Raw genomic sequence first — 24,539 nt, 5'->3', positions numbered from 1 at the left:
GTGCAGTCCTCATTCGGCGACGATGTGGTTGGTGAGCGTGCCCAGGCCATCGATCTCGACATCGACGCGGTCGCCTGGCTGCACATTGACGCGCCCCTCGGGGGTGCCGGTAATGAGGATGTCGCCCGCATGCAGGGTCATGAATTCGCTGATCTCGGCGATCAGCTGGGCAACCGTGCGCACGCAGTTGGCGGTGGTGTTCTGCTGGCGCACTTCACCGTTGACCCGCAGGCGCAGGCCCAGGGCGTCGGGGTTGGCCACCTGTGCAGCCGGCACCAGGGCGGGGCCGACCGGGCAGAAGCCATCGCGGCACTTGGCCTTGACCGCAGGGCGGTAGTAGCTGGTCTCAGGCAGGCTGACTTCGTTGACGATGGTGTAGCCCGCCACGTAGCCCAGCGCGTCTTCGGCGCTGACCCGGCTGGCGTCCTTGCCGATCACCACGCCCAGGGCAGGGCCCGGTTGCAGGCGCTCGACACCGGCCGGAAACACCACGTTGCCTTCATGGTGGTTGCGGGTGTTGGGCGTCTTGACGAACAGCACCGGCTTGACGGGCGGTTGTTTGTAGGGCGCTTCGTGAAACGCCGCTTCGTGCTGCTGCTGCAGACCCTGGTAGTTCAGCGCAACGCCGAACAGGGTGCCGGTCGCAACGTCATGCAGGGCATGGCTCATGCTTTTCTCCAGGCGGTGCAGGGCGAGGGTCGTCCTGCCGAGATTGTTAATGTGTTAATGTTATAGTTAATATGTTAACGAAGGTCAAGGCTTCACCCAGTGGCATCTGCCAAGCAGCCGGGGCACCATGGGTGATCGTCAATACGGGCAAGCGCTTTGCGGGTAAGCAGTCATGAGTGATCGGCATCCCATTCCGAACATCAACATCGGCCAGGTCTATGACCAGCGCTACAGCGACAGCGAGGTGCACTACGACCGGCTGGGCAACCTTGCCGGGTTTTTCGGGCGCAACATGCCCGTGCACCGGCACGATCGGTTTTTCCAGGTGCATTACGTGAAGTCCGGTACGGTGCGGGTGTACCTGGATGATCAGCAGTACATCGAGGCCGGGCCGATGTTCTTCCTGACGCCGCCGACGGTGGCGCATGCCTTCGTCACCGAGCCAGACAGCGACGGCCATGTGCTGACGGTGCGTCAGCAACTGGTCTGGCAACTGATCGAAGCCGACGCCAGCCTGTTGCCGGCCGGGGTGCAGGTGCGGCCTGCCTGCGTTGCCCTGGCCAAGGTGCCGGCCGCGTACAAGGCCGAGGCGCGCAGGCTCGAACGCTGGCTGGAAGCGCTCAGCGACGAAGTTGCCACGCCCCATCCGGGGCGCGATGCGGCGCTGCAGTCGCTGACCCGGCTGATCATGATCAGCTTGCTGCGGCTGTGCCCCAACTCGCGCGAGGCCACGCCGGCCAGGCACGAAGACCTGAAAATCTTCCACCGCTTCAACGCACTGATCGAAGCGCATTACCTTGAGCATTGGCCCCTGGCGCGCTATGCGCAGCAGATCGGCGTGACCGAGGCGCGGCTGAACGATGTGTGCCGGCGCATCGCCGACTTGCCGTCCAAGCGCCTGGTGCTTGAACGCGTGATGCAGGAAGCCAAGCGCCTGCTGTTGTTCTCCGGCAGCACGGCAAACGAAATCTGCTACCAGCTGGGCTTCAAGGACCCGGCCTATTTCAGCCGGTTCTTCAACCGTTACGCCAAGCTCACGCCCGGCGAATACCGCCAGCGGCAAGCGGAGTTGTTGTGAGAGGGCCATGGCGTACCGCCCGGATCGCGTCGTTGTTGTTTGATCCGGATGGTCGCAGCTTGGCGGGCGGCCTTGAATGGGTTTTCCATGGAAGAGCTTGCACTTTCCAGGCGCCTTGTCCCTTTTTGCCTATGCCCCTAATCTTGCCAGTCGTACCCCAATCACAGGCGCCCACATGACCAAGACGCAACCCTCGCTGACATTGAGCCTGCTGCAGGCCCGGGAAGCGGCAATGGCATTTTTCAGACCGTTGCTGAACGAACACGACCTGACCGAGCAACAGTGGCGAGTCATTCGTATTCTTAGCCAGCAAGGTGAGTTGGAGAGCTACCAGCTCGCCCACCTGGCGTGCATCCTCAAACCGAGCATGACCGGGGTGTTGAGCCGTTTGGAGCGCGATGGCCTGGTGCGCCGGCAGAAGGCGGCGCAGGACGCGCGGCGCGTGTTGGTGAGCCTCACCGAACGCGGCGAGGCCTGTTTCGAGTCGATGCGCGAGGGCATGGAGGCCAACTACCGCAAGATCCAGGCGCAGTTCGGCGAAGACAAGTTGGCGCAACTGATGGGGTTGTTGAACGAGCTCAAACGCATCGAGCCGTAGGCCGGGCTGCGGGGGAGGGCCGGTGCAACCCGTGCACCGGCCTTGGTATTACAGCACTCAGTATTCCCAGAAAATCCGCTGCAGCTCTTTGCTGTCCTGGGTCTTGGTCATTGCGACCATGGCCAGGATGCGGGCTTTTTGTGGGTTCAGGTCATGGGCCACGACCCAATCGTTCTTGTCGTCCGGCTGCTCGGCGTTACGCAGTACGAAACCGCCTTGGTTGACGTGGGACGAACGGATGATCTGCACGCCGTTCTTGCGCAGCTCTTGCAGCGCCGGTACTACCCGCGACGACACCGAACCATTGCCGGTACCGGCATGGATGATCGCCTTGGCGCCGTTCTGCGCCAGTGCCTTGTAGGCGGTGTCGGTCACGTTGCCATAGCCGTAGGCGATGTCCACGGCCGGCAGGCTGCTGATCTGCTTGATGTCGAATTCCGAATTGACCGTATGGCGCTTGGCCGGCAGGCGGAACCAGTAGGATTTGCCTTCAACGACCATGCCCATCGGGCCCCAGGCGCTCTTGAACGCTTCGGTCTTGATGTTGACCGACTTGCTGACATCGCGGCCAGACTGGATCTCATCGTTCATGGTCACCAGCACGCCCTTGCCACGCGACTGCTTGTCGCTGGCCACGGCCACGGCGTTGTACAGGTTGAGCATGCCGTCTGCCGACATGGCGGTGCCAGGGCGCATCGAGCCGACCACCACGATTGGCTTGTCGGTTTTCTCCACCAGGTTAAGGAAGAAGGCGGTCTCTTCCAGGGTGTCGGTGCCGTGGGTGATGACGATGCCGTCGACGTCGTTGCTGTCGGCCAATTCGGCGACGCGCTTGCCCAGTTTCAGCAGGTCTTCGTTGGTGATGCTTTCGGAGGCGATCTGCATCACCTGTTCACCGCGCACGTTGGCCAGGTCGGCCAGCTCGGGCACACCGGCGATGAGCTTGTCGACGCCCAGTTTGGCCGCTTGGTAGGTGGCGCTGTTGGCCGCGCTGGCGCCCGCACCGGCAATGGTGCCGCCGGTGGCGAGGATGACCACGTTGGCCAGCTTCTGTTGGGTTTCGGCTTCTTTGGCGGAAACGGCGGTCGGCAGGATCAGCAGCAACGCGAGTGCGCTGGGGGCGAAGGATTTAAGTGCAGCATTCATAGTTATTGTTCTCTCTCTTCCTATTGAGGCGATTGCTGTATCGCACAAGAAACAACGCATGTTTCGTACCATTCCTGGCAAGAGCCCGTATTTGCCTGCGCAACCCTGCACCTGTGGGAGCGGGCTTGCCCGCGATGGGGCTCGCAGCGGCCCTATTCATTCGGAATCCCGAACAAGCATAGGAAAACCTGTTCGGTTTTTCGGAAAAATTCCGGATAATCTGCGCCAGGCGTGACTCGCCCTTAAGAGCCAAACGGATTTGACAAAACCAGGTCCTGTTTCCATAGTGAGTCAACGCAAACGTTTGCGATCCGATAAAAAACACAAGATTCGGAGTCATCGTCCATGAAACTGCCGTTCCCCGGTCGTCTGCTGGCCCTCGCTGTCGTCTCGTCACTTTCCCTGGCCTTGCCGCTCAGTGCTGCACACGCCGAAGAAAAGCCCAAAGTCGCCTTGGTGATGAAGTCCCTCGCCAACGAATTCTTCCGCACCATGGAAGACGGCGCCAAGGATTATCAAAAAAGCCACGCCAATGATTTCGACCTGATCGCCAACGGCATCAAGAACGAAACCGACACCGGCGAGCAGATCCGCATCGTCGAGCAGATGGTCAACGCAGGGGCCAAAGCCCTGGTAATTGCGCCAGCGGACTCCAAAGCCCTGGTTTCAGCCGTTAAAAAAGCCATGGACCAAGGCGTGGTGGTGATCAACATCGACAACCGCCTAGACCCCGAACTGCTCAAAAGCAAAGGCATCAGCGTACCCTTCGTAGGCCCCGACAACCGCAAAGGCGCCCGCCTGGTGGGAGACTACCTGGCGCAGCAGAAGCTCAAGGCCGGTGACCAAGTCGGCATCATCGAAGGCGTGCCGACCACCACCAACGCCCAGCAGCGCACCGCCGGCTTCAAGGATGCGATGGAAGCCGCGCAGATGAAGATCGTTTCGGTGCAGTCCGGCAACTGGGAAATCGACAAAGGCAACGCCGTTGCCGCCTCCATGCTCAACGAATACCCCGAGCTCAAGGCCCTGCTGGCCGGTAACGACAGCATGGCCCTGGGCGCCGTGTCGGCCGTGCGCGCCGCAGGCAAGGCCGGCCAGGTGCAAGTGGTCGGTTACGACAACATCAATGCCATCAAACCCATGCTCAAGGACGGCCGCGTACTCGCCACGCTTGATCAGGCCGCCAGCCAGCAGGCGGTGTTCGGTATCCAGGCGGCGCTGAAGATGATCAACGGTGAGAAGCCGGGCGTGGATGCCGACAATGTCATCCAGACCCCCGTCACGCTCATCACCCAGCCCTGATACCCGCCAGGAGAGAGGGCCATGCCTGCAACGGCCAATGAAGTGGTGCTCGCCGCCAGCGGGCTGGGCAAGACCTACGCCCAGCCGGTGCTCGGTGACGTCGGCCTGAGCCTGCGCGCCGGTGAAGTACTGGCCCTGACGGGCGAGAACGGTGCTGGCAAGAGCACGTTGTCCAAGCTCATCAGTGGCCTCGAGGTGCCCACCACCGGGCACATGACCTACCGCGGCCAGGCCTACGCGCCCGGCAGCCGCAGCGAGGCCGAGCGCCTCGGTGTGCGCATGGTCATGCAGGAACTCAACCTGCTGCCGACCCTGACCGTGGCCGAAAACCTGTTCCTCGACAACCTGCCCAGCCGCTTCGGCTGGATCAGCCGCAAGCGCCTGCGCCAACTGGCCACCGCTGCCATGGCCCAGGTCGGGCTGGACGCCATCGCCCCGGACACCCTGGTCGGCGAGCTGGGCATCGGCCATCAGCAGATGGTCGAAATCGCACGCAACCTGATCGGCGATTGCCGTGTGTTGATCTTCGACGAACCCACCGCCATGCTCACTGCGCGTGAAGTGGAGCTGCTGTTCACCCAGATCGAACGCCTGCGCCAACGCGGCGTTGCCATCGTTTATATCTCCCATCGCCTCGAAGAACTGCAGCGCGTGGCCCAGCGCATCGTCGTGCTGCGTGACGGCAAGCTGGTGTGCGACGAGCCGATCCAGCGCTACAGCAGCGCCGAGCTGGTCAACCTGATGGTCGGCCGTGAGCTGGGCGAACACATCGACCTGGGCCGCCGCGAGATTGGCGCGCCGTTGCTGAAGGTCGACCGGCTTAGCCGGGGCGACAAGGTGCGTGAGGTGTCGTTCGAGGTCAGGGCAGGGGAGATCTTCGGTATCTCTGGCCTGATCGGCGCCGGCCGCACCGAGCTGCTGCGCCTGATCTACGGTGCCGACCGCGCCGACAGTGGCAGCATCGCCCTGGGCCAGCCGCCACAGGCAGTGACCATCGACTCACCCAAAGCCGCCGTCAAAGCCGGTATCGCCCTGATCACTGAAGACCGCAAAGGCGAAGGCCTGCTGTTTACCCAGTCGATCAGCGCCAATATCGCCTTGGGCAACCTTGGCGCGGTATCGCGCGCCGGTGTGCTCGACAGCGAGGCTGAAATGGCCCTGGCCGAACGCCAGATCCAGGCCATGCGCATCCGCAGCGCCGGCCCGCACCAGGCCGTGGGCGAACTGTCCGGTGGCAACCAGCAGAAGGTGGTGATCGGCCGTTGGCTGGAGCGTGATTGCCAGGTGCTGTTGTTCGATGAGCCAACCCGAGGCATCGACGTTGGCGCCAAGTTCGACATCTACGGTTTGCTGGCCGAACTGGCGCGCCAAGGCAAGGCCTTGGTGGTGGTGTCCAGCGACCTGCGCGAACTGATGCTGATCTGCGACCGCATTGCCGTGCTCTCGGCTGGGCGCCTGATCGACACCTTCGAGCGCGACCATTGGAGCCAGGACCAACTGCTTGCCGCAGCCTTTGCCGGCTATCAAACACGTGACGCACTGCTGCATGACGCAGCACCCAGGATGGATGCATGAAAACCACTCCCCTCGACAGCCAAAACGCCGCCCCCGTGCGCCGCAGTGGCACGTACTTCGGCCTGGGCACTTACCTGGGCCTGGCCGGCGCGCTGCTGGCGATGATCGTGCTGTTCTCGTTCCTCAGTAGCCACTTCTGGTCCTATGCCACCTTCAGCACCCTGGCCAACCAGATCCCCGACCTGATGGTGCTGGCGGTCGGCATGACCTTCGTGCTGATCATCGGCGGCATCGACTTGTCGGTCGGCTCGGTGCTGGCGCTGGCGGCCTCGACGGTCAGCGTGGCCATTCTCGGCTGGGGCTGGGGTGTGCTGCCCTCGGCGCTGCTCGGCATGGCCGTGGCAGCCCTGGCCGGTAGCATCACCGGCGGCGTTACCGTGGCCTGGCGCATCCCGTCATTCATTGTCTCGCTCGGTGTGCTGGAGATGGCGCGCGGCCTGGCCTACCAGTTCACCGACTCGCGCACTGCCTATATTGGCGATGCCTACGCCTGGTTCTCCAACCCGATCGCGTTCGGTATCTCGCCATCATTCCTAATCGCCTTGCTGGTGATCGTTCTCGCCCAACTGGTACTGACCCGCACGGTATTTGGCCGCTACCTGATCGGCATCGGCACCAACGAAGAGGCCGTGCGCCTGGCGGGCATCGACCCGCGCCCCTACAAAGTGCTGGTGTTCGCCCTGATGGGCCTGCTCGCCGGCCTGGCCGCACTGTTCCAGATTTCGCGCCTCGAAGCCGCCGACCCCAATGCCGGGTCCGGCCTTGAGCTGCAGGTGATTGCCGCCGTGGTGATCGGCGGCACTAGCCTGATGGGTGGCCGGGGTTCGGTCATCAGTACCTTCTTTGGCGTGCTGATCATTTCAGTGCTGGCCGCAGGGCTGGCGCAGATCGGCGCATCGGAACCCACAAAACGCATCATCACCGGGGCGGTCATCGTCATCGCCGTGGTGCTCGACACTTACCGTAGCCGGCGTGCAGGCCGGCGGAACTGAAAACATGGCAACCATTAAAGACGTCGCGGCACTGGCGGGTATTTCTTACACCACCGTGTCCCATGTGTTGAACAAGACCCGCCCTGTCAGTGAACAGGTGCGGCTCAAGGTCGAGGCCGCCATCGTCGAGCTCGACTATGTACCCAGCGCGGTGGCGCGCTCGCTCAAGGCGCGCAGCACCGCCACCATCGGTTTGTTGGTGCCCAACAGCGTCAACCCGTACTTCGCCGAACTGGCGCGAGGGATCGAAGACGCCTGCGAGCGCAACGGCTACTGCGTGATCCTGTGCAACTCCGACGACAACCCGCAGAAGCAGCGCAGCTACCTGCGTGTGCTGCTGGAAAAACGCATCGATGGCCTGGTGGTAGCGTCTGTAGGTGAAGACAGCGACCTGTTGCAAAGCCTGGCCTGCGTGCGCACGCCCATGGTCATCGTCGACCGCGAGCTGGACGGCGTTGACGCCGACCTGGTGCGCATCGACCATGAGCACGGCGCTTACCTGGCCACCCGGCACCTGCTGGAGCTTGGCCATCGCGACATCGCCTACATCGGCGGCCCGGCCGAAACCGGTGTCAGCCAACTGCGCCTGGCCGGTTTCCGTCGCGCCCTGCAAGAGGCTGGCGTAGCGGTGGAGCCCAGCCGCGTGCTGCATTGTGATTTCACCAGCCCAGGCGGCCACGGCGCGGCCGCACAGTTGCTGGACGGCAACCGGCCGACGGCGATCTTCGCCGGTAACGACATGATCGGCTTTGGCGTGCTGCGCGCCGCCGCCGAGCGCAACATCAACGTACCGGGTGAACTATCGGTAATTGGCTTCGATGACATCGAGCTCAGCCGTTACGTTTACCCGCCGCTGACCACCGTGGGCCAGTCGATCCGCGAGCTGGGCGAAAACGCCGCCGCGTTGCTGCTCTCGCGCATCGCCACGCCTCGGCAGGGTTCGGCAGAGCAGCGCATCGTTGCCCCGCGCATCGTGCAGCGCGAGTCCACCGGGCCACGCCCGGACCTGTTCAATGATTACCGCTAAGGAGCGCTTATGCATGCCAAGGTAGTGGTGGTCGGTAGCCTCAACATGGACTTGGTCGCCCGCGCCCAGCGTTTGCCACGGGCGGGCGAAACCTTGCCTGGCGAGGCGTTTTTCACGGCGCCCGGCGGCAAGGGCGCCAACCAGGCGGTGGCGGTGGCACGGTTGGGTGGCAGTGTGGCGATGGTGGGCAACGTCGGCGATGACGCCTATGGCCAGCAACTGCGCAAGGCGCTGGAGCGCGAAGGCGTTGATTGCCAGGCGGTGAGCGTGTGCGAAGGGGTTTCCAGTGGTGTGGCGTTGATCACCGTCGACGCCGCCAGCCAGAACTGCATCGTCATCATCCCGGGTGGTAATGGCCTGCTAACGCCGCAGTCGGTGCAGCGCTTCGACAAGTTGCTGCAGGCGGCCGACGTCATCATCTGTCAGTTGGAAGTGCCGGCCGAAACCGTGGCCTGGGCCTTGGCCAGGGGGCACGAACTGGGCAAGCGTGTCATCCTCAATCCGGCGCCTGCTACAGGCCCGCTGCCCTCAACCTGGTTTGGCCATATCGACTACCTGACCCCAAACGAAAGCGAGGCCGAAGCACTGACCGGTATCACTGTCACCGACCAGGGCAGCGCCCTGCGCGCCGGTGAGCGATTGCTGCAACTGGGTGCTGGCAAAGTGATTATCACCCTCGGCGCCCAAGGCGCCCTGTTGGTGACCGCGCAGGGCCATCAGCACTTCCCTGCGCCGGTGGTGCAGCCGGTGGACACCACGGCCGCTGGCGACACCTTCGTGGGTGGTTTTGCCGCAGCTTTAGTGCGTGGCCTGGAGGAGGGCGAGGCAATCGCCTTAGGCCAGCGCGCCGCCGCATTGTCGGTCACCCGCGTGGGGGCGCAACCGTCGATTCCCTACCTCTCGGAGCTGCAGCCATGAAGAAGACGGCGCTGCTCAATATCGCCCTGTCACGGACCATTGCCGGGTTGGGGCATGGCGACATTCTGGTGATTGGCGATGCCGGGCTTCCGGTGCCGCCTGGCGTCGAGCTGATCGACCTGGCGCTGACGCCGGGCATACCGGACTTTGCCAGTGTGCTGCGGGTGGTGTTGAGCGAGATGCAGGTTGAGCGGCATGTGCTGGCTGAGGAAATGCAGAAAGTGGTACCGCCCGGGCTGGTTGAGATTGAGCGCTTGCGCGGTAAGCTGGGCAAGCGGGAGTGGATGAGCCATGAGGAATTTAAAGTGCTGTCGCGCAGTGCGCGTGCCGTGGTGCGCACGGGGGAGTGCCAGCCGTACAGCAACATTGCCCTGATATCCGGGGTGACCTTCTAGCCGAGGGCGCTGCCCTCGATCGCCGGCAAGCCGGCTCCCACAGGTCCTGTGCAGTTTGCCGAAGTATTCACAATCTCTGTAGGAGCTGGCTTGCCGGCGATTGGGCCGCAAAGCGGCCCCGCAACCTTTAACCAAGGCAACAGGAGTGCCCCATGCTCAAACCCCTGCTACAAGGACTCACCCTCATGGCCGCAGCCACCACCACCACCCTCCAGGCCGCCCCGCGCGACCTGATCATCGACACCGACCCCGGTGCCGACGACGTGGTCGCGCTGTTCCTGGCCATGGCCTCGCCCGATGAGCTGAACATCCGCGCCATCACCACCGTGGCCGGCAACGTGCGCCTCGATAAAACCTCGCGCAACGCCCGCCTGGCCCGCGAATGGGCTGGCCGTGAAGACATCCCCGTGTACGCCGGGGCCGGCCGCCCGCTGGTGCGCACGCCCATCTACGCCGCCGAAGTGCATGGCGAAGAAGGCCTGACCGGTGTGCAAGTCCACGCGCCGCAAAAGCCGCTGGCCCAAGGTAATGCTGTGCAATACCTGGTCGACACCCTCGGTAGCGCACAACCCCACAGCATCACCCTGGCCATGCTCGGCCCACAGACCAACCTGGCCCTGGCACTCATCCAGCGCCCGGAGATCGCCCAAGGCATCAAAGAAGTCGTGGTCATGGGCGGCGCCCATTTCAACGGCGGCAACATCACCCCGGCAGCCGAATTCAACCTGTACGCCGACCCGCATGCCGCCGAGGTGGTGCTGGCCAGTGGCATACAACTGACTTACCTGCCGCTGGACGTCACCCACAAGCTGCTGACCAGCGAAGCACGCCTCAAGCAACTCGCGGCGGTCAACAACCAGGCCAGCAAGCGGGTCGTGGATATTCTCAATGCCTACATCACCCACGACATGGACCTGTACGGCATGCCTGGCGGCCCGGTGCACGACGCCAGTGTCATTGCCTACCTGCTAAAACCCGAGCTGTTCAGTGGGCGACGCATTCACATAGCCATCGACAGCCGCGAGGGCCCGACCTTTGGCCAGACCATCGCCGACTGGTATGGCGTGCTGAAACAGCCCGCCAACGTCATGTGGGTAGAGGAGGGGGATGCTCAGGGCTTTTTCGACCTGCTCAGCGCGCGCCTGGCTCGATTGCAATAGGGGAATGCCTGGCGAAGCGCTCGAACGCTTGGTCCATAAAGCTGCGCGCCGCTTCGCTGCCGCGGTCGCGCACCAGCAGGTCGATGGCAATCAGTAGCAACTCCTCCGGCGTGCTGGGGCTGTAGGCGCTCTGGCCCTCCGCCCATTTGACCTTGATATCGGCGTCGATGCTGTGGCTGCTCATGAAAGGCTCTCACTGGGGGCCTGGGACGAAGGGGCGAACACCGGATCCTGATGTTCGAGGGAGGCACGGCGCGCTCCACTTCTTGCAGTAAATCATGCCTTTGCGTCAATGACTCTGCGACATAAGAATAAAAAGCTTTGCGCGGCAAACCAAGCGTATTGTGCAAAATCCAGTCACGATTGCATTTCGCCTCCACCGGCATGTTCAGGCAGACTTGGGCGGTTTTGCAACAAACAATGCGCGCAGCTGTCGGATCAGACAGTGCCCAGATCGATTTTAGGAGGATTCATGTTCCGTACCCGTGCTTACCTGGCGACCCTGGCGGTGGCTGCTGTGCTGGCTGGTTGCAGTACAGGTGGCAATTCTGCTGGTAGTGCGCCTGCCGCACCGGCAGGCAACGACGGTCGCTGCGAAGCCAGCGGTGCCGATTTTGCCATCGGCAAGCCGGGCAGCCCAGACCTGCTGGAGCAGGCCCGCAAGGCCAGTGGCTCGCAGATGGCCCGTATGCTCAAGCCACACGACGTGGTGACCCTGGAGTACCGCTCCGAGCGCCTTAACCTGAATGTGGATGAGCAAGGTGTGGTAACCCGCGTCAACTGCGGCTAAGCCGTTGCGAACCCCATAAAAAAACCCGCCACTTGGGCGGGTTTTTTTACAGCTGTCCGAATTACTCCGGACGAACCTGTGCAGCCTGCATTCCTTTCTGGCCTTTTTCGGCCACGAAGGAAACAGCCTGGCCTTCTTTCAGGCTCTTGAAGCCGTCAGATTCGATGGCCTTGAAGTGTACGAAGAGGTCGTCGCCGCCGCTTTGTGGGGTGATGAAGCCGTAGCCTTTTTCATCATTGAACCATTTGACGGTGCCGTTTTGGCGATTGGACATGGGGTGAATCTCCAGACATTTGATTTTTTCAGTGGTGCGATGTTGCCGAGGCTCCGAAGCACCGGCAACATCATAGTCTAATTCTGCGCATCTAGCGCCTTTTACGTTCGCCAGATGTTGATCCAGCGCAAACAATGGGTGTCGAATCGCGGCTTTATGGTTTCAGCCCTTCATGCATGCTTGCTGCACAACCGTTTGTGCTTTCTGCATCAGCTTGGCGTCAACGCCATCCTTGCTGTCTAGGTCCTTGATCTGCTCATCGCTGAAATTCTTTTCAATAGCCGTTGCGCCACAACTGCAGTGCTGCTGCGCCGCCTTGGCGTCCAGGCCCTGGGCGGTGGCGGCCTCGATGCACTGGGACATGTAGTTTTGCTTCGCGCCAGCCGGGAACGAACCCGCGTTGGCCGCAACCGGCAGCAGCAGGGCGCCAGCAACGCTCAGGGCCAGAAGAGACGGAAATCTCATAACCAGACACTCCTTGGTTTAGGTCTCATCAAGAGTAGGATGCTTCCCAAAGTCTGATAGGAATTTTTCCGCGTAAGTTCACCCCGGTTGTGTAATTTCCAAATATTTCTGCATCGTGCCCAACCCCGCGTGCTAGCATGCTCGGCTTGTAGCTGACAACGTGCAGCTCACCTGTTTTTTACCTTCCAGTCACTCTGGTTCGCCCCTGGTAAGCCGAAAGGCTTCTGCCACTGTGAGGCAGGCTTTCTTTCGAGAAAGACAGCGCGGATCTTGTACTGGCTCATCCCAACCCACGTGACCTTTGGTAGGGGTCACCACTAGGAGAGGAGGCGCCATGCCCACTATTACTCTTCCCGATGGCAGTCAACGTTCGTTTGATCACGCCGTATCCGTAGCCGACGTCGCCGCCTCTATTGGTGCCGGCCTGGCCAAGGCCACCCTGGCCGGCAAGGTCGACGGCAAGCTGGTCGACGCCTGCGACCTGATCACCCACGACGCCACCCTGCAGATCATCACCCCTAAAGATGAAGAGGGACTGGAGATCATCCGTCACTCGTGCGCCCACTTGATCGGCCACGCGGTGAAACAGCTGTACCCGACCGCCAAGATGGTGATCGGCCCGGTGATCGACGAAGGCTTCTATTACGACATCGCCTATGAGCGCCCCTTCACCCCAGAAGACATGGCCGCCATCGAAAAGCGCATGCTGCAGCTGATCGAGAAGGATTACGACGTCGTCAAGAAGATGACCCCGCGCGCCGAAGTCATCGACGTGTTCAAGGCCCGTGGCGAAGATTACAAGCTGCGCCTGGTCGAAGACATGCCGGATGAACAGGCCATGGGCCTGTACTACCACGAAGAATACGTCGACATGTGCCGCGGCCCGCACGTGCCGAACACGCGCTTCCTCAAGGCATTCAAGCTGACCAAGTTGTCCGGCGCCTACTGGCGCGGCGATGCCAAGAACGAGCAGCTGCAACGCGTCTACGGCACCGCCTGGGCCGACAAGAAGCAGCTGGCCGCCTATATCCAGCGCATCGAAGAAGCCGAAAAACGCGACCACCGCAAGATCGGCAAGCAGCTCGACCTCTTTCACCTGCAGGAAGAAGCCCCAGGCATGGTGTTCTGGCACCCGGACGGCTGGACCGTCTATCAGGTGCTCGAGCAGTACATGCGCAAGGTTCAGCGCGACAACAATTACCTCGAGATCAAGACCCCGCAGGTTGTTGACCGTATACTGTGGGAGCGTTCCGGCCACTGGTCCAACTACGCCGAGAACATGTTCACCACGTCCTCGGAAAACCGTGACTACGCGGTCAAGCCGATGAATTGCCCGTGCCACGTGCAGGTGTTCAACCAGGGCCTGAAGTCGTACCGCGACCTGCCGATGCGCCTGGCCGAGTTCGGTGCTTGCCACCGTAACGAGCCGTCCGGCGCCCTGCACGGCATCATGCGTGTACGTGGCTTCACCCAGGACGACGCGCACATCTTCTGCACCGAAGACCAGGTGAAGAAAGAAGCCGCCGACTTCATCAAGCTGACCCTGGACGTCTACAAGGACTTCGGTTTCAGCGACATCGCCATGAAACTCTCGACCCGCCCAGCCAAGCGCGTGGGCTCTGAAGAGCTGTGGGACCGCGCCGAAGGCGCCCTGGCCGATGCCCTGAACGAGTCTGGCCTGGAGTGGGAATACCAGCCGGGCGAGGGCGCGTTCTACGGTCCGAAGATCGAATTTACCCTGCGCGACTGTCTCGGCCGTAACTGGCAGTGTGGTACCCTGCAGTACGATCCGAACCTGCCAGAGCGTCTGGACGCCAGCTACATCGCCGAAGACAACAGCCGCAAGCGCCCGGTAATGCTGCACCGCGCCATCCTCGGTTCGTTCGAGCGCTTCATCGGCATGCTCATCGAGCATTACGCGGGTGTGTTCCCGGCATGGCTGGCGCCGACCCAGGCAGTGGTCATGAATATCACCGACAAACAGGCGGATTTCGCCCTTGAGGTTGAGAAATCTCTGAACGGTAGCGGTTTCCGTGCCAAGTCGGACTTGAGAAATGAGAAGATCGGCTTTAAAATCCGCGAGCATACTTTGCTCAAGGTCCCGTACCTTTTGGTTATAGGGGACCGCGAAGTCGAAACGCAAACCGTCGCTGTGCGTACTCGCGAAGGCGCAGACCTGGGCTCCATGCCCGTCGCGCAATTCGCTGAGCTCCTGACACAAGCGGTTTCCCGGCGTGGTCGCCAAGAATCGGAGTAATGACTATTAAGCGTGAAATGAGAAACGATAAACGTGCTGTACCGAAGGCCCCGATCAACGAGAATATCTCGGCCCGCGAGGTTCGGTTAATTGGCGCAGACGGCGAGCAGGTTGGCATCGTCTCGATTGATGAAGCGCTGCGTATCGCTGATGAAGCGAAGCTGGATCTGGTGGAAATCTCTGCAGACGCGGTACCGCCGGTCTGCAAGGTCATGGACTACGGCAAGCACCTCTTCGAAAAGAAGAAGCAGGCTAACGAAGCCAAGAAAAACCAGAAGCAGATCCAGATCAAAGAAATCAAGTTTCGTCCAGGGACGGAGGATGGGGATTACCAGGTAAAACTACGCAACCTGGTACGTTTCCTTACCGATGGGGACAAGGCCAAGATCTCTCTGAGATTCCGTGGTCGTGAGATGGCCCACCAGGAGCTGGGCATGGAGCTGTTGAAGCGGGTTGAAAATGACCTGCTTGAATACGGCACCGTTGAGCAGCATCCTAAGATGGAAGGACGCCAGCTTATGATGGTCATCGCCCCCAAGAAAAAGAAGTAATCTCCCGGGCACGGCAGGCCTGATGATTATGTGTAATTTTATCGAATGCGGAGTTCCAACATGCCAAAAATGAAAACCAAGAGCGGTGCTGCGAAGCGTTTCCTGAAAACAGCTTCGGGCTTCAAGCACAAGCACGCTTTCAAGAGCCACATCCTGACCAAAATGTCGACCAAGCGTAAGCGTCAACTGCGTGGTAGCAGCTTGCTGCACCCGTCTGACGTCGCGAAAGTCGCGCGCATGCTGCGCGTTCGTTAATTCTGGTCAAAGATAGAGGAAGTTACTCATGGCTCGTGTAAAGCGCGGCGTTATCGCTCGTAAGCGTCACAAAAAAATTCTGAAACTGGCTAAAGGTTACTACGGTGCACGCTCGCGCGTATTCCGCGTAGCCAAGCAGGCTGTCATCAAGGCCGGTCAATACGCCTACCGTGACCGTCGCCAGAAGAAGCGTCAGTTCCGCGCACTGTGGATCGCTCGTATCAACGCCGGTGCCCGCACCAACGGTCTGTCTTACAGCCGTCTGATTGCTGGCCTGAAAAAGGCGTCGATCGAAATCGACCGTAAGGTTCTGGCCGATCTGGCAGTGAACGAAAAAGCGGCGTTTGCTGCGATTGTCGAGAAAGCTAAAGCCGTTCTGGCTTAAGTACCCGCGACAATCACCCGGCGGCGCTAGCGTCGCCGGGCATTGAACGTCATCGATAGGGGAAGAGCCTTCAAAGCTCTTCCCCTATTTTCGTATCTGGAGTCTGTACATGGAAAACCTGGATGCGCTGGTCTCCCAAGCCCTTGAGGCCGTAGAGCGCGCTGAAGACATCAATGCCCTGGAACAGATCCGGGTTCAATATCTCGGCAAGAAAGGCGAGCTGACCCAGGTGATGAAGACCCTGGGCAACCTGCCAGCCGAAGAGCGGCCGAAAGTCGGCGCGCTGATCAACGATGCCAAGGAACGCGTCACCGAGGTGCTCAACGCACGCAAGGCCGCCTATGAAGAAGCCGAGCTCAGCGCTCGCCTGGCTGCCGAATGCATTGACGTGACCCTGCCAGGCCGTGGCCAGACCACCGGTGGCCTGCACCCGATTACCCGTACACTCGAGCGCATCGAACAGTTCTTCACCCACATCGGCTACGGCATTGCCGAAGGCCCAGAGGTCGAAGACGACTACCACAACTTCGAAGCGCTCAACATCCCCGGCCACCACCCGGCACGGGCGATGCACGACACCTTCTATTTCAATGCCAACATGCTGCTGCGCACCCACACCTCGCCGGTGCAGGTGCGGACCATGGAGTCCAGCCAGCCGCCCATTCGCATTGTCTGCCCGGGCCGCGTCTACCGGTGCGACTCGGATATCACCCACTCGCCGATGTTCCACCAGGTCGAAGGCCTGCTGATCGATCGCGATATCAACTTCGCCGACCTCAAGGGCACCATCGAAGAATTCCTGCGCGTCTTCTTCGAAAAAGAACTGGCTGTGCGCTTCCGCCCGTCGTTCTTCCCCTTCACCGAGCCGTCCGCTGAAGTCGATATCCAGTGCGTGATGTGTTCTGGCAAAGGCTGCCGCGTCTGCAAGCAGACCGGCTGGCTCGAAGTCATGGGCTGCGGCATGGTCCACCCGAACGTGCTGCGCATGTCCGGCATCGACCCTGAAGAATTCCAGGGCTTCGCCTTCGGCATGGGCGCCGAGCGCCTGGCCATGCTGCGCTATGGCGTCAACGATTTGCGTCTGTTCTTCGACAACGACCTGCGCTTCCTCGCGCAATTCCGCTAGGTCAATGCCCGACGCAACTTTCAGGAGAACAGCATGAAATTCAGTGAACAGTGGCTGCGCGGTTGGGTAAACCCGCAAGTCTCCCGTGACGAACTGGTCGCCCGCCTGTCCATGGCCGGCCTCGAAGTCGACAGCGTGACCCCCGCTGCCGGCCAGTTCAGCGGCATCGTCGTGGGCGAAATCCTCGCCACCGAGCAACACCCGGACGCCGACAAGCTGCGCGTCTGCCAGGTCAGCAACGGCCAGGAAACCTTCCAGGTTGTCTGCGGCGCCCCCAATGCGCGCCCGGGCATCAAGATCCCGTTCGCCATGATCGGTGCCGAACTGCCAGGTGACTTCAAGATCAAGAAGGCCAAGCTGCGCGGCGTCGAGTCGTTCGGCATGCTGTGCTCGGCGGCCGAGCTGCAGATCAGCGAAGAAAACGACGGCCTGCTGGAACTGGCGGCTGACGCCCCGGTTGGCGAAGACATTCGCCAGTACCTGAGCCTGGACGACGCCAGCATCGAAATCGGCCTGACCCCGAACCGCGGCGACTGCCTGTCCCTGGCCGGCCTGGCCCGCGATGTCAGCGCCCTGTACAACGTCCCGGTCACCCGCCCAGTCGTCCCGGCTGTACCGGCTGCCCACGACGAAGTGCGCCCGGTCGAAGTGACTGCCCCGGCTGCCTGCCCACGCTACCTGGGCCGCGTCATCCGCAACGTCGACCTGTCCAAGCCGACCCCGCTGTGGATGGTGGAACGCCTGCGCCGCAGTGACGTGCGCAGCATCGACGCTGCCGTCGACATCACCAACTACGTGATGCTCGAACTCGGCCAGCCGATGCACGCCTTCGACCTCGCCGAAATCAACGGCGGCATCCGCGTCCGCATGGCTGAAGAGGGCGAAAAACTCGTCCTGCTCGACGGCCAGGAGGTCGCCCTGCGTGCCGATACCCTGGTCATCGCCGACCACACCCGCGCCCTGGCCATTGCCGGCGTCATGGGGGGCGAGCACAGCGGCGTCAACACCGAAAAAACCCGCGACCTGTTCCTCGAAAGCGCCTTCTTCGAGCCGATCTCCGTTGCTGGCAAGGCCCGTTCCTACGGCCTGCACACCGATGCCTCGCACCGCTACGAGCGCGGCGTCGACTCGCAGCTGGCCCGCGAAGCCATGGAACGCGCCACCGCGCTGATCCTGGAAATCGTCGGCGGCGAAGCCGGCCCGATCGTCGAAGCCGTCAGCGAACAGCACCTGCCCAACGTCGCCCCGGTAACCCTGCGCGCCGAACGCATCACCCAGATGCTTGGCATGGAGCTGGAAGCCGCCCAGGTCGAGCAACTGCTCAACGCCCTGGAACTGACCACCACGGCGAACGGGGCAGGGCAGTGGACCGTCAACGTCCCAAGCCACCGCTTCGACATCAGCCTGGAAGTCGACCTGATCGAAGAGCTGGCCCGCCTGTACGGCTACAACAACCTGCCGGTCCGCTACCCACAGGCGCGCCTCGCGCCCCAGGGCAAGCCGGAAACCCGCGGTGACCTGCCGAACCTGCGCCGCCTGCTGGTCGCCCGCGGCTACCAGGAAGCCATCACCTACAGCTTCATCGACCCGAAGTTGTTCGAGCTGTTCACCCCTGGCGTCGAGCCCCTGCTGCTGGCCAACCCCATCTCCAGCGACATGGCCGCCATGCGCGCGTCCCTGTGGCCGGGCCTGGTCAAGGCGCTGCAGCACAACCTCAACCGCCAGCAAGACCGCGTACGCCTGTTCGAAAGCGGCCTGCGCTTCGTCGGCCAGCTCGGTAACCTCGAGCAGCAACCGATGATCGCCGGCGTCGTCACCGGCAGCCGCCTGCCAGAAGGCTGGGCCAACGGCCGCGACGGCATCGACTTCTTCGACGTCAAAGCCGACGTGGAAGCCCTGCTGGGTTACTCCGGCGCGCTGAGCGACTTCACCTTCAGCGCCGGCAAACACCCCGCCCTGCACCCAGGCCAAACCGCCCTCATCGAGCGCGACGGCAAGCCCGTCGGCCACCTCGGCGCCATTCACCCTGAGCTTGCCAAAGCCCTGGGCCTGGATCGCCCGGTGTTCCTGTTCGAGCTGGTGTTGGGTGACGTGGTCGAAGGCCGCCTGCCGAAGTTCAGCGAACTGTCCAAGTTCCCAGAAACCCGTCGTGACCTGGCGTTGATTGCAGGACGTGATGTAGCTTCTAACGCGGTGCTTGAATTAATTCGTGACAATGCAGGCGAATGGCTCACAGACCTCAGGCTGTTTGATGTCTACCAAGGTAAAGGCATTGATCCTGATAGAAAAAGCCTGGCCGTCGGCTTGACCTGGCAGCATCCATCGCGCACTCTTAACGACGATGAGGTGAACGTTACCCTGCAAAATATCCTCACCTCGCTCGAACAAAGGTTGAACACCACGTTAAGGAAATAACGGCATGGGTGCTCTGACGAAAGCTGAGATGGCCGAAAGGCTGTACGAGGAGCTGGGGCTTAACAAGCGTGAGGCCAAGGAGTTGGTCGAGCTGTTTTTCGAAGAAATTCGGCACGCACTTGAAGAGAACGAGCAGGTCAAGCTGTCCGGTTTCGGCAACTTCGACCTTCGCGACAAACGCCAGCGGCCGGGCCGCAACCCCAAGACAGGGGAAGAGATCCCGATCACCGCTCGCCGTGTCGTCACCTTTCGTCCAGGGCAGAAGTTGAAGGCCCGGGTTGAGGCCTATGCTGGAACCAAGCCATAACGACGAACTGCCCCCCATACCGGGCAAACGCTACTTCACCATTGGTGAAGTCAGCGAGCTTTGCGCGGTAAAGCCGCACGTGCTGCGGTATTGGGAGCAGGAGTTCCCTCAGTTGAACCCCGTGAAGCGGCGGGGGAATCGGCGGTATTACCAGCGCCAGGACGTGCTGATGATTCGCCAGATTCGAGCGCTGCTGTATGACCAGGGGTTCACCATTGGCGGGGCGCGGTTGCGGCTCTCCAGTGATGAGGTGAAGGATGAGTCAAGCCAGTACAAGCAACTGATTCGGCAGATGATTGTTGAGTTGGAGGATGTGTTGGTGGTGTTGAAGAAGTGATTTGCTCCGACGAATGGAATTTTTTTTGAGAAAAAGCTTTCATTTATCAAAAGGTTAGGGTAGATTCTTCAACGTTCTCAGCGGTATCGAGAATAGAGTCGGGGCGTAGCGCAGCCCGGTAGCGCACTTGCATGGGGTGCAAGGGGTCGAGTGTTCGAATCACTCCGTCCCGACCAAAAATCCCTAAAAAATCCAGTCACTTAGCGGTGACTGGATTTTTTTATGGGCGGCTCTGCGCAAAATGGGCGCAAAACTATCCGGCGAATTCGCCACTATCCAGCTTCTGGTAGTTCCTGGCCATACCGTCAGTCGTATGCCCCGCGATCTTCTGGCCATCCTTCTCCGCCCGCTTGTTCAGGCCGGTCGCCACCAGCACATCAAGGTTGCTCGTAGCCCGGTCTTGTGAGGAAGTGGTTGCGGCTGATGCTGTGTCGGTTTGAGCATTCAGCGCACAAGCCAAGGGTGAGCCAGAGCAGGCCGAGCTGCTTCTCGGTGGCTTCAATCATAGCTTTCTCCACGCATGCGCCGCCCTCGCCGGGGAGGCGTTATCGTCGATAGGAAAGGTTGTCTGAACTGCCAAACGCGCTGGCTGCCCAACGGAAGGCAATCCAGAGGCTGCTGCGGGAGCAGCCAGGGGGTGTGGCACAGTGGCGTGTTACGTATCGCTGAGGGTTCCAGCGCGGGATGCGGCGCTTTTTGATACTCATGAAGGAGAACCAGAACATGGCGACTTTTTCGAGATTGTCACTCATCTTCATCAGCCCAATCTTCGTCAGCTCGTTTAGCCATGCTCAGGCAGGCTCGGCTGCGGTAATCGCTGCCCGTTCTCAAATCATGAGCGCGTTCGAGGCGTCGGTGGCGACCCATGCGGAGCCTAACTTTTCAATCTTGAAAACGCTGGACTTCAAGTCCCAAAGCTATCAGGAGACGGTTCAGCGTCTTGGTGTTCGGTTCACGTACCCACAAGGCTTTGAAATCGATGAGCAACGTGACCTCCTGTACGTTCTGCGGTACTCCAATGGCCGGCCTGCTCGCGCCGTGATTGAGAAGTACCGGTGGAACTCTGGTGAATTGCTCTCGACCTACATCATTCCCGAGCCTCAGGCCTCGGTGTCCGAGGGCCTTGTGGTGACCCAGGAAGAGGGGGGTGATGTAGCCTTCCTGCGATCCGATAGCGCCCTCACGCGCTATCGTCTTGTAGATGATCAATCCGGTTTCGGCACCACGCAAAAGCTTGAGGCGGTTGCAAGCAACGTTGCCCAAAGTTTCTATCACAAAGGTGGCGAGTGGTATGTCGAAAAGTTCAAGACGCCGGAAGATGCGCTTGGGCAGAGCCGCGGCCAGTACTCGGTGCTCGACAGCAGCTTCAAACACGTTCGGGACGTGAATTTTGCGCCGCAGTACTCCGGCTACCGAAACTCCGAGCAGCTCAATCTACCCAAGCACCAAGGCTTCGCGGTAACAGATAACGGCTATGCAATGACCATGGGCGGCTATTGGTCGTCGCGCATGAAGGCAACCCCGTACCACTATTTCGGCGTGAACCTGTTTGACCGGCACGGCAAGATCGTCAAGTCGGAATACATTGCCCCTGAGGCCTTGGTTTCACAGCTATCAGCGATGGGGATTCAGGCTGACACTGTCGAGAACGAGGGCATTCAGGCCTTGAGCAACGGCAAATTGGTGACCCTGCAAGTTGTTCGCACCAAAGGCGAACGGAGCGGGAAACTGCTTTTCCTCACCCTGAGCCCTTAATCCCCCATTTTTTGGGCGTGATCTGCGGCAAGGCAATTTCGACTGAGAGCGCCGCCCTCGCCGGGGTGGCGCGATTCTGATTGGGCTAGAGTTGCGTCACGTTTTGCGGGAGAGGTGGATCTTTGCTATAACGCCCGGCCATTTCACAGGAAGGACCCTCATGAAACTAGCCATTGTTCCGCTCTTCGTTGCCGCACTCGCTATTGGCTTGGCCGGCTGCAAAGAAGACACCGCCGACACTGCCGCCTACGAGCCCACTGCAGAACACTGCCAGCCCGATTACCTGAAAACGCTTCCGGACAACAAGGCTCGCGAAGACTTGGTCGAGAAGTGCATGACCGGTGGCTCGTACAAGAAGTCAGAGCCGAAGACCTGGTAACGTCCGATCTTCGTCAGTCAGCGCCGCCTCATCAGGCGGCGTTTTCGTTAGCGTGGATGGCGCTGGCGAGGAGCGCCGCAATTCGTGGTGGTAAGCTTCGCCGCTTACCAAACAAGGAGCGTGGTAATGGGGTTGCGGGAGAGGCATAAGGCGTTTCTGGAGTGGTTCACGCCTAAGCGTAGGAGGCGAGCGGGCGGAGCGTTGCTAGCTATCTGGGCTGTCGGTATCTGCGTATACCCTGGCAAGCACTGGATCTACGTAATGATGCCGGGAATCATAGGGTTCTTCAGCGCTTGGCCACCAGAGCTGCACGATAAGCGTTGAGGCGCTGGCGGGCCGCGCCGGAGGGGCAGGCGGCTTTGCACTTGATCAGCGACGCCTTGTAGCTGGCCTTTGCAAGCGGGGCGGTCGGGCACTACTCGCCAACCGCGTCCCGGTCATAGGCCGATTCGCGGCCATCGCGTGTGCGGTACATCCGATATTGGCATTGACCTTCATGCTTGCGCTTTCCGCGATGAGGCAGGTTGATACCCAAAAACGCGTGGAGATCGCAGTTCCACTCTTCTTCGTAATAACGGTCAAAGTTAGTGCGGCGCGGTGGCTTTGGCAGCGCTTCAGCCATCTCGGCGTACTCGATGCCGTCGACGGGGTGGTATCGGCCTGGATGGCGCTTCGTGCTCTCGTCGAGGGTGATACCGATGTGATTTCGTCTTTCGGCATTAATGGGGAAGTCTGCGATTGTGCTTGGATCGCTGGGGCCGCTTTGCGGCCCTTTCCGACCGGTCCGGCGCCCCGGCAAGGCCGCTCCTACAGAGGGGGCGTTGGGCCTTTAGAGGGGGTTGTGATCAAGAGGTGGCCATCATTCCAAGTTCAGCATCGTCGAGCAGGGCCTTGGCCAGGGCGCAGAGGTAGTGCGAGGCCCAGAGCAGTTGGGGTTTGTCTTCCATGAGGCCGTCGATGGAGAGGTCGCGGGCATAGCCCATCAGTTCCGAGGCTTGTTCGCGGGCGCTTTGGCAGGGGATGCCGGGTTCGATGCGGAACAATGGGTGGGTCTGGTTTTCACCTTGGTAGAAGGTGGTTTTACCGACAGTGAATTTGGTTTCTTCGGTGGCCATGGTTTGATCTCCCTTCAGTGCTGGCTCGTCGGACCCGTCGGCATTTGCAGCTGTGCCAATGCCACTTCAAGCATTCTGCGCAGGGCTTCGAGTTCATGCACTGAGGCCATGATCAACAAGGAGGAGGGCGACTTGGGTTGCATCATCATCGCCTGCTGGGCAACGGCTTCGGCACAGAGTGCGTAGTCCGCAGCCATCATTAGCGTGTCTTCCAGGGAGTGGAAGTTGTGGGGTGGATCGGGGACTATCTTCAGCATAAACCCTCTCAGTACCTTCAAGGGCTGCCGCAAACCCGCTGTCAAACGGAAGGGTGGCAGCTGTGTGTGGGTTGACAGACCGAGGGTACTGAGAGTCCCGGCGCACACAAAGGTGCCCCACGCACAGCTGCCATAACTGGCATTGCACATGCACTCAGTGACCCACGGTCTGTCAAAACCGTATCGCCGATTAGCAGCGACAGGCCGAGACTATGACTCACGTTTTGCGTGCGCAACGAAAAATAGGCGTCGCGAGTATCTTTGGGAAATGCCCTACAAGAAAGGGGCTAAATCTGATTTTTCAGCGGTTAGGCGTAACTACATGTATCGCGCTCACCGCACAGGGAAACGTAACGCCATGTGAGTGCACGGATATTCAGAATTAGTTTAAAATTCGCGCCTCTACCATCTCAAAGGACTGAATTTGTGGTAAGTCAAAATGCCATCACCTGCCCACACTGTCAGGGTCAAAACGTACAGCTTCTTTCTGTCATTCATGCCGCCGGAACCTCTCATTTCCAAGCCACTCATGAGGCGCACTCAGGATTCGGGCCGCGTGTAACTGTTGAAACGACCGGGCGCCAGCAGACTAACTTGAGCGCTAGCGTCGCACCTCCAGGCGCTAAACGTCTGCGTGGCCCGATGGTGCTTACAGTGGTGGGGGGCATCATCCTTTACGATGGGCTCAAATTGTCCTGGGAAGTGGACTGGACCAGGTTCTTCATTGGTGTGACGTTCATCACCATCGGTGTGATTGGATTTGTGCGGCACTGGCGGCACAACGTTGTGCAATATGATCAGTACGAAGAGTGGCGTCGTACCTGGCTGTGCCATGCCTGCAACACGAGATTCCAGCCTTCCTAACGTACACCTCAATGGTCGTTAGAGCCCGCCTAGTGCGTAATGCTGTTCACTTAAGTTATTCATCGCCTGTAGTGGGGCCGCTTTGCGGCCCATCGCGGCACAAGGCCGCTCCCACCCGAACTGTGTAGCCTCAAAGGCTAGCGCCGC

At 60.8% G+C, this 24,539-nt stretch carries 29 protein-coding genes and 1 tRNA gene; 21 read left to right on the top strand and 9 right to left on the bottom strand.

Translation table 11 applies throughout. From position 1 onward, the window contains the following. Positions 1-9 precede the first annotated feature (9 nt). On the bottom strand, positions 10-669 hold the full coding sequence (locus tag QOS90_RS09190) for a fumarylacetoacetate hydrolase family protein (protein WP_085273100.1): 660 nt from the start codon (positions 667-669) through the stop codon (positions 10-12). Positions 670-841: 172 nt separating this feature from the next. Between QOS90_RS09190 and hpaA the strand changes: the two genes are divergently transcribed. Both hpaA and hpaR read left to right on the top strand, forming a co-directional pair. Then, positions 842-1,747, top strand: a complete 906-nt coding sequence (gene hpaA / locus QOS90_RS09185; protein WP_027596133.1) for a 4-hydroxyphenylacetate catabolism regulatory protein HpaA — start codon at positions 842-844, stop codon at positions 1,745-1,747. 175 nt (positions 1,748-1,922) lie between these two features. Beyond that, entirely contained in the window at positions 1,923-2,345 is a 423-nt protein-coding gene (gene hpaR, locus QOS90_RS09180) for a homoprotocatechuate degradation operon regulator HpaR (RefSeq protein ID WP_027596134.1), read from the top strand. A gap of 57 nt (positions 2,346-2,402) precedes the next feature. Here hpaR and QOS90_RS09175 read toward each other — a convergent pair whose 3' ends face one another. Then, positions 2,403-3,491, bottom strand: a complete 1,089-nt coding sequence (locus QOS90_RS09175; RefSeq protein WP_027596135.1) for an asparaginase — start codon at positions 3,489-3,491, stop codon at positions 2,403-2,405. Positions 3,492-3,836: 345 nt separating this feature from the next. On the opposite strand from QOS90_RS09175, the gene QOS90_RS09170 reads away from it, so the two are divergent. The 7 genes from QOS90_RS09170 to QOS90_RS09140 all read left to right on the top strand — a co-directional run bounded on the left by QOS90_RS09170 (position 3,837) and on the right by QOS90_RS09140 (position 10,860). Continuing rightward, complete coding sequence (locus tag QOS90_RS09170; protein ID WP_027596136.1) at positions 3,837-4,793, top strand: sugar ABC transporter substrate-binding protein; 957 nt, start codon at positions 3,837-3,839, stop codon at positions 4,791-4,793. Between the two features lie 21 nt (positions 4,794-4,814). Then, positions 4,815-6,368, top strand: coding sequence for a sugar ABC transporter ATP-binding protein (locus QOS90_RS09165; RefSeq protein WP_085273101.1), 1,554 nt, complete (start codon positions 4,815-4,817; stop codon positions 6,366-6,368). Next, positions 6,365-7,360 carry an ABC transporter permease gene (locus tag QOS90_RS09160; protein ID WP_085273102.1) on the top strand — a complete coding sequence of 332 codons (996 nt, stop codon included), beginning with the start codon at positions 6,365-6,367 and terminating at the stop codon, positions 7,358-7,360. The genes QOS90_RS09165 and QOS90_RS09160 overlap by 4 nt, the downstream gene beginning before the upstream one ends. A 4-nt stretch (positions 7,361-7,364) precedes the next feature. After that, positions 7,365-8,387 carry a LacI family DNA-binding transcriptional regulator gene (locus QOS90_RS09155; protein ID WP_027596139.1) on the top strand — a complete coding sequence of 341 codons (1,023 nt, stop codon included), beginning with the start codon at positions 7,365-7,367 and terminating at the stop codon, positions 8,385-8,387. A gap of 9 nt (positions 8,388-8,396) precedes the next feature. Further along, positions 8,397-9,305, top strand: a complete 909-nt coding sequence (rbsK, locus tag QOS90_RS09150) for a ribokinase (protein ID WP_085273103.1) — start codon at positions 8,397-8,399, stop codon at positions 9,303-9,305. Continuing rightward, a complete protein-coding gene (gene rbsD, locus QOS90_RS09145; protein WP_027596141.1) occupies positions 9,302-9,700 on the top strand; it encodes a D-ribose pyranase in 399 nt (132 codons plus the stop codon). Before rbsK ends, rbsD begins: the two co-directional genes overlap by 4 nt. A 152-nt stretch (positions 9,701-9,852) precedes the next feature. After that, the gene (locus QOS90_RS09140; RefSeq protein ID WP_027596142.1) at positions 9,853-10,860 is read left to right on the top strand and encodes a nucleoside hydrolase; all 1,008 of its coding nucleotides are present in this window, start codon (positions 9,853-9,855) and stop codon (positions 10,858-10,860) included. Here QOS90_RS09140 and QOS90_RS09135 read toward each other — a convergent pair. Further along, positions 10,832-11,044, bottom strand: coding sequence for a hypothetical protein (locus tag QOS90_RS09135; protein ID WP_027596143.1), 213 nt, complete (start codon positions 11,042-11,044; stop codon positions 10,832-10,834). The two genes, QOS90_RS09140 and QOS90_RS09135, sit on opposite strands and share 29 nt — an antisense overlap. Positions 11,045-11,332: 288 nt before the next feature. On the opposite strand from QOS90_RS09135, the gene QOS90_RS09130 reads away from it, so the two are divergent. Further along, the gene (locus tag QOS90_RS09130; RefSeq protein WP_085273104.1) at positions 11,333-11,650 is read left to right on the top strand and encodes an I78 family peptidase inhibitor; all 318 of its coding nucleotides are present in this window, start codon (positions 11,333-11,335) and stop codon (positions 11,648-11,650) included. Positions 11,651-11,711: 61 nt separating this feature from the next. Here QOS90_RS09130 and QOS90_RS09125 read toward each other — a convergent pair whose 3' ends face one another. Next, positions 11,712-11,924, bottom strand: a complete 213-nt coding sequence (locus QOS90_RS09125; RefSeq protein ID WP_027596145.1) for a cold-shock protein — start codon at positions 11,922-11,924, stop codon at positions 11,712-11,714. A gap of 162 nt (positions 11,925-12,086) precedes the next feature. After that, positions 12,087-12,389, bottom strand: coding sequence for a hypothetical protein (locus QOS90_RS09120; protein ID WP_027596146.1), 303 nt, complete (start codon positions 12,387-12,389; stop codon positions 12,087-12,089). A gap of 334 nt (positions 12,390-12,723) precedes the next feature. Between QOS90_RS09120 and thrS the strand changes: the two genes are divergently transcribed. From thrS to QOS90_RS09075, 9 genes are all read left to right on the top strand, one after another. After that, positions 12,724-14,646 (top strand): threonine--tRNA ligase, encoded by a 1,923-nt coding sequence (gene thrS / locus QOS90_RS09115; protein ID WP_027596147.1) that lies wholly within the window; start codon positions 12,724-12,726, stop codon positions 14,644-14,646. Then, on the top strand, positions 14,646-15,197 hold the full coding sequence (gene infC, locus QOS90_RS09110; RefSeq protein WP_016487884.1) for a translation initiation factor IF-3: 552 nt from the start codon (positions 14,646-14,648) through the stop codon (positions 15,195-15,197). Before thrS ends, infC begins: the two co-directional genes overlap by 1 nt. Before the next feature lie 60 nt (positions 15,198-15,257). After that, positions 15,258-15,452, top strand: a complete 195-nt coding sequence (rpmI, locus tag QOS90_RS09105) for a 50S ribosomal protein L35 (RefSeq protein ID WP_008100408.1) — start codon at positions 15,258-15,260, stop codon at positions 15,450-15,452. 28 nt (positions 15,453-15,480) lie between these two features. Continuing rightward, on the top strand, positions 15,481-15,837 hold the full coding sequence (rplT, locus tag QOS90_RS09100; protein WP_003250671.1) for a 50S ribosomal protein L20: 357 nt from the start codon (positions 15,481-15,483) through the stop codon (positions 15,835-15,837). 109 nt (positions 15,838-15,946) lie between these two features. Beyond that, positions 15,947-16,963 (top strand): phenylalanine--tRNA ligase subunit alpha, encoded by a 1,017-nt coding sequence (gene pheS / locus QOS90_RS09095; RefSeq protein ID WP_027596148.1) that lies wholly within the window; start codon positions 15,947-15,949, stop codon positions 16,961-16,963. A gap of 33 nt (positions 16,964-16,996) precedes the next feature. Then, entirely contained in the window at positions 16,997-19,378 is a 2,382-nt protein-coding gene (pheT, locus tag QOS90_RS09090; RefSeq protein ID WP_085273105.1) for a phenylalanine--tRNA ligase subunit beta, read from the top strand. A gap of 4 nt (positions 19,379-19,382) precedes the next feature. Continuing rightward, positions 19,383-19,685, top strand: coding sequence for an integration host factor subunit alpha (gene ihfA / locus QOS90_RS09085; protein WP_003250679.1), 303 nt, complete (start codon positions 19,383-19,385; stop codon positions 19,683-19,685). Beyond that, positions 19,666-20,022: a MerR family transcriptional regulator gene (locus tag QOS90_RS09080; RefSeq protein ID WP_008100384.1), complete on the top strand. Its 357-nt coding sequence runs from the start codon at positions 19,666-19,668 to the stop codon at positions 20,020-20,022. Before ihfA ends, QOS90_RS09080 begins: the two co-directional genes overlap by 20 nt. Positions 20,023-20,121: 99 nt before the next feature. Next, a tRNA-Pro gene (locus tag QOS90_RS09075) sits at positions 20,122-20,198 on the top strand. Between the two features lie 201 nt (positions 20,199-20,399). On the opposite strand, the gene QOS90_RS09070 is transcribed toward QOS90_RS09075, so the two are convergent. Beyond that, positions 20,400-20,528, bottom strand: a complete 129-nt coding sequence (locus QOS90_RS09070) for a hypothetical protein (protein ID WP_256577386.1) — start codon at positions 20,526-20,528, stop codon at positions 20,400-20,402. 217 nt (positions 20,529-20,745) lie between these two features. Between QOS90_RS09070 and QOS90_RS09065 the strand changes: the two genes are divergently transcribed. Beyond that, the gene (locus QOS90_RS09065) at positions 20,746-21,777 is read left to right on the top strand and encodes a hypothetical protein (protein ID WP_085273106.1); all 1,032 of its coding nucleotides are present in this window, start codon (positions 20,746-20,748) and stop codon (positions 21,775-21,777) included. Positions 21,778-21,937: 160 nt separating this feature from the next. After that, positions 21,938-22,156: an entry exclusion lipoprotein TrbK gene (trbK, locus tag QOS90_RS09060; protein WP_085273107.1), complete on the top strand. Its 219-nt coding sequence runs from the start codon at positions 21,938-21,940 to the stop codon at positions 22,154-22,156. A gap of 415 nt (positions 22,157-22,571) precedes the next feature. Here the strand turns inward: trbK and QOS90_RS09055 are convergent, their stop codons facing one another. Genes QOS90_RS09055 through QOS90_RS09045 form a run of 3 tightly spaced genes read right to left on the bottom strand, consistent with a single transcriptional unit; the run spans position 22,572 to position 23,528 of the window. After that, positions 22,572-22,955, bottom strand: a complete 384-nt coding sequence (locus QOS90_RS09055) for a hypothetical protein (protein ID WP_143491065.1) — start codon at positions 22,953-22,955, stop codon at positions 22,572-22,574. A 46-nt stretch (positions 22,956-23,001) separates the two neighbouring features. Continuing rightward, the gene (locus QOS90_RS09050) at positions 23,002-23,271 is read right to left on the bottom strand and encodes a DUF3077 domain-containing protein (RefSeq protein ID WP_027596157.1); all 270 of its coding nucleotides are present in this window, start codon (positions 23,269-23,271) and stop codon (positions 23,002-23,004) included. 14 nt (positions 23,272-23,285) lie between these two features. After that, positions 23,286-23,528, bottom strand: coding sequence for a hypothetical protein (locus tag QOS90_RS09045; RefSeq protein ID WP_027596158.1), 243 nt, complete (start codon positions 23,526-23,528; stop codon positions 23,286-23,288). Positions 23,529-24,539 lie beyond the last annotated feature (1,011 nt).

It is taken from the genome of Pseudomonas sp. LAIL14HWK12:I10, assembly GCF_900184205.1.
In the GTDB taxonomy this organism is placed as follows: Bacteria; Pseudomonadota; Gammaproteobacteria; order Pseudomonadales; family Pseudomonadaceae; genus Aquipseudomonas; species Aquipseudomonas kermanshahensis.
Note: the sequence above shows the minus strand (reverse complement) of the source record. Positions and strands in the feature narration are given on the sequence as shown.

Excerpts from the sequence above, each read along its gene's own strand:
- QOS90_RS09190 (WP_085273100.1), bottom strand. The coding sequence starts at position 669 with ATGAGCCATGCCCTGCATGACGTTGCGACCGGCACCCTGTTCGGCGTT.
- hpaA (WP_027596133.1), top strand. The coding sequence starts at position 842 with ATGAGTGATCGGCATCCCATTCCGAACATCAACATCGGCCAGGTCTAT.
- hpaR (WP_027596134.1), top strand. The coding sequence starts at position 1,923 with ATGACCAAGACGCAACCCTCGCTGACATTGAGCCTGCTGCAGGCCCGG.
- QOS90_RS09175 (WP_027596135.1), bottom strand. The coding sequence starts at position 3,491 with ATGAATGCTGCACTTAAATCCTTCGCCCCCAGCGCACTCGCGTTGCTG.
- QOS90_RS09170 (WP_027596136.1), top strand. The coding sequence starts at position 3,837 with ATGAAACTGCCGTTCCCCGGTCGTCTGCTGGCCCTCGCTGTCGTCTCG.
- QOS90_RS09165 (WP_085273101.1), top strand. The coding sequence starts at position 4,815 with ATGCCTGCAACGGCCAATGAAGTGGTGCTCGCCGCCAGCGGGCTGGGC.
- QOS90_RS09160 (WP_085273102.1), top strand. The coding sequence starts at position 6,365 with ATGAAAACCACTCCCCTCGACAGCCAAAACGCCGCCCCCGTGCGCCGC.
- QOS90_RS09155 (WP_027596139.1), top strand. The coding sequence starts at position 7,365 with ATGGCAACCATTAAAGACGTCGCGGCACTGGCGGGTATTTCTTACACC.
- rbsK (WP_085273103.1), top strand. The coding sequence starts at position 8,397 with ATGCATGCCAAGGTAGTGGTGGTCGGTAGCCTCAACATGGACTTGGTC.
- rbsD (WP_027596141.1), top strand. The coding sequence starts at position 9,302 with ATGAAGAAGACGGCGCTGCTCAATATCGCCCTGTCACGGACCATTGCC.
- QOS90_RS09140 (WP_027596142.1), top strand. The coding sequence starts at position 9,853 with ATGCTCAAACCCCTGCTACAAGGACTCACCCTCATGGCCGCAGCCACC.
- QOS90_RS09135 (WP_027596143.1), bottom strand. The coding sequence starts at position 11,044 with ATGAGCAGCCACAGCATCGACGCCGATATCAAGGTCAAATGGGCGGAG.
- QOS90_RS09130 (WP_085273104.1), top strand. The coding sequence starts at position 11,333 with ATGTTCCGTACCCGTGCTTACCTGGCGACCCTGGCGGTGGCTGCTGTG.
- QOS90_RS09125 (WP_027596145.1), bottom strand. The coding sequence starts at position 11,924 with ATGTCCAATCGCCAAAACGGCACCGTCAAATGGTTCAATGATGAAAAA.
- QOS90_RS09120 (WP_027596146.1), bottom strand. The coding sequence starts at position 12,389 with ATGAGATTTCCGTCTCTTCTGGCCCTGAGCGTTGCTGGCGCCCTGCTG.
- thrS (WP_027596147.1), top strand. The coding sequence starts at position 12,724 with ATGCCCACTATTACTCTTCCCGATGGCAGTCAACGTTCGTTTGATCAC.
- infC (WP_016487884.1), top strand. The coding sequence starts at position 14,646 with ATGACTATTAAGCGTGAAATGAGAAACGATAAACGTGCTGTACCGAAG.
- rpmI (WP_008100408.1), top strand. The coding sequence starts at position 15,258 with ATGCCAAAAATGAAAACCAAGAGCGGTGCTGCGAAGCGTTTCCTGAAA.
- rplT (WP_003250671.1), top strand. The coding sequence starts at position 15,481 with ATGGCTCGTGTAAAGCGCGGCGTTATCGCTCGTAAGCGTCACAAAAAA.
- pheS (WP_027596148.1), top strand. The coding sequence starts at position 15,947 with ATGGAAAACCTGGATGCGCTGGTCTCCCAAGCCCTTGAGGCCGTAGAG.
- pheT (WP_085273105.1), top strand. The coding sequence starts at position 16,997 with ATGAAATTCAGTGAACAGTGGCTGCGCGGTTGGGTAAACCCGCAAGTC.
- ihfA (WP_003250679.1), top strand. The coding sequence starts at position 19,383 with ATGGGTGCTCTGACGAAAGCTGAGATGGCCGAAAGGCTGTACGAGGAG.
- QOS90_RS09080 (WP_008100384.1), top strand. The coding sequence starts at position 19,666 with ATGCTGGAACCAAGCCATAACGACGAACTGCCCCCCATACCGGGCAAA.
- QOS90_RS09070 (WP_256577386.1), bottom strand. The coding sequence starts at position 20,528 with ATGATTGAAGCCACCGAGAAGCAGCTCGGCCTGCTCTGGCTCACCCTT.
- QOS90_RS09065 (WP_085273106.1), top strand. The coding sequence starts at position 20,746 with ATGGCGACTTTTTCGAGATTGTCACTCATCTTCATCAGCCCAATCTTC.
- trbK (WP_085273107.1), top strand. The coding sequence starts at position 21,938 with ATGAAACTAGCCATTGTTCCGCTCTTCGTTGCCGCACTCGCTATTGGC.
- QOS90_RS09050 (WP_027596157.1), bottom strand. The coding sequence starts at position 23,271 with ATGGCCACCGAAGAAACCAAATTCACTGTCGGTAAAACCACCTTCTAC.
- QOS90_RS09045 (WP_027596158.1), bottom strand. The coding sequence starts at position 23,528 with ATGCTGAAGATAGTCCCCGATCCACCCCACAACTTCCACTCCCTGGAA.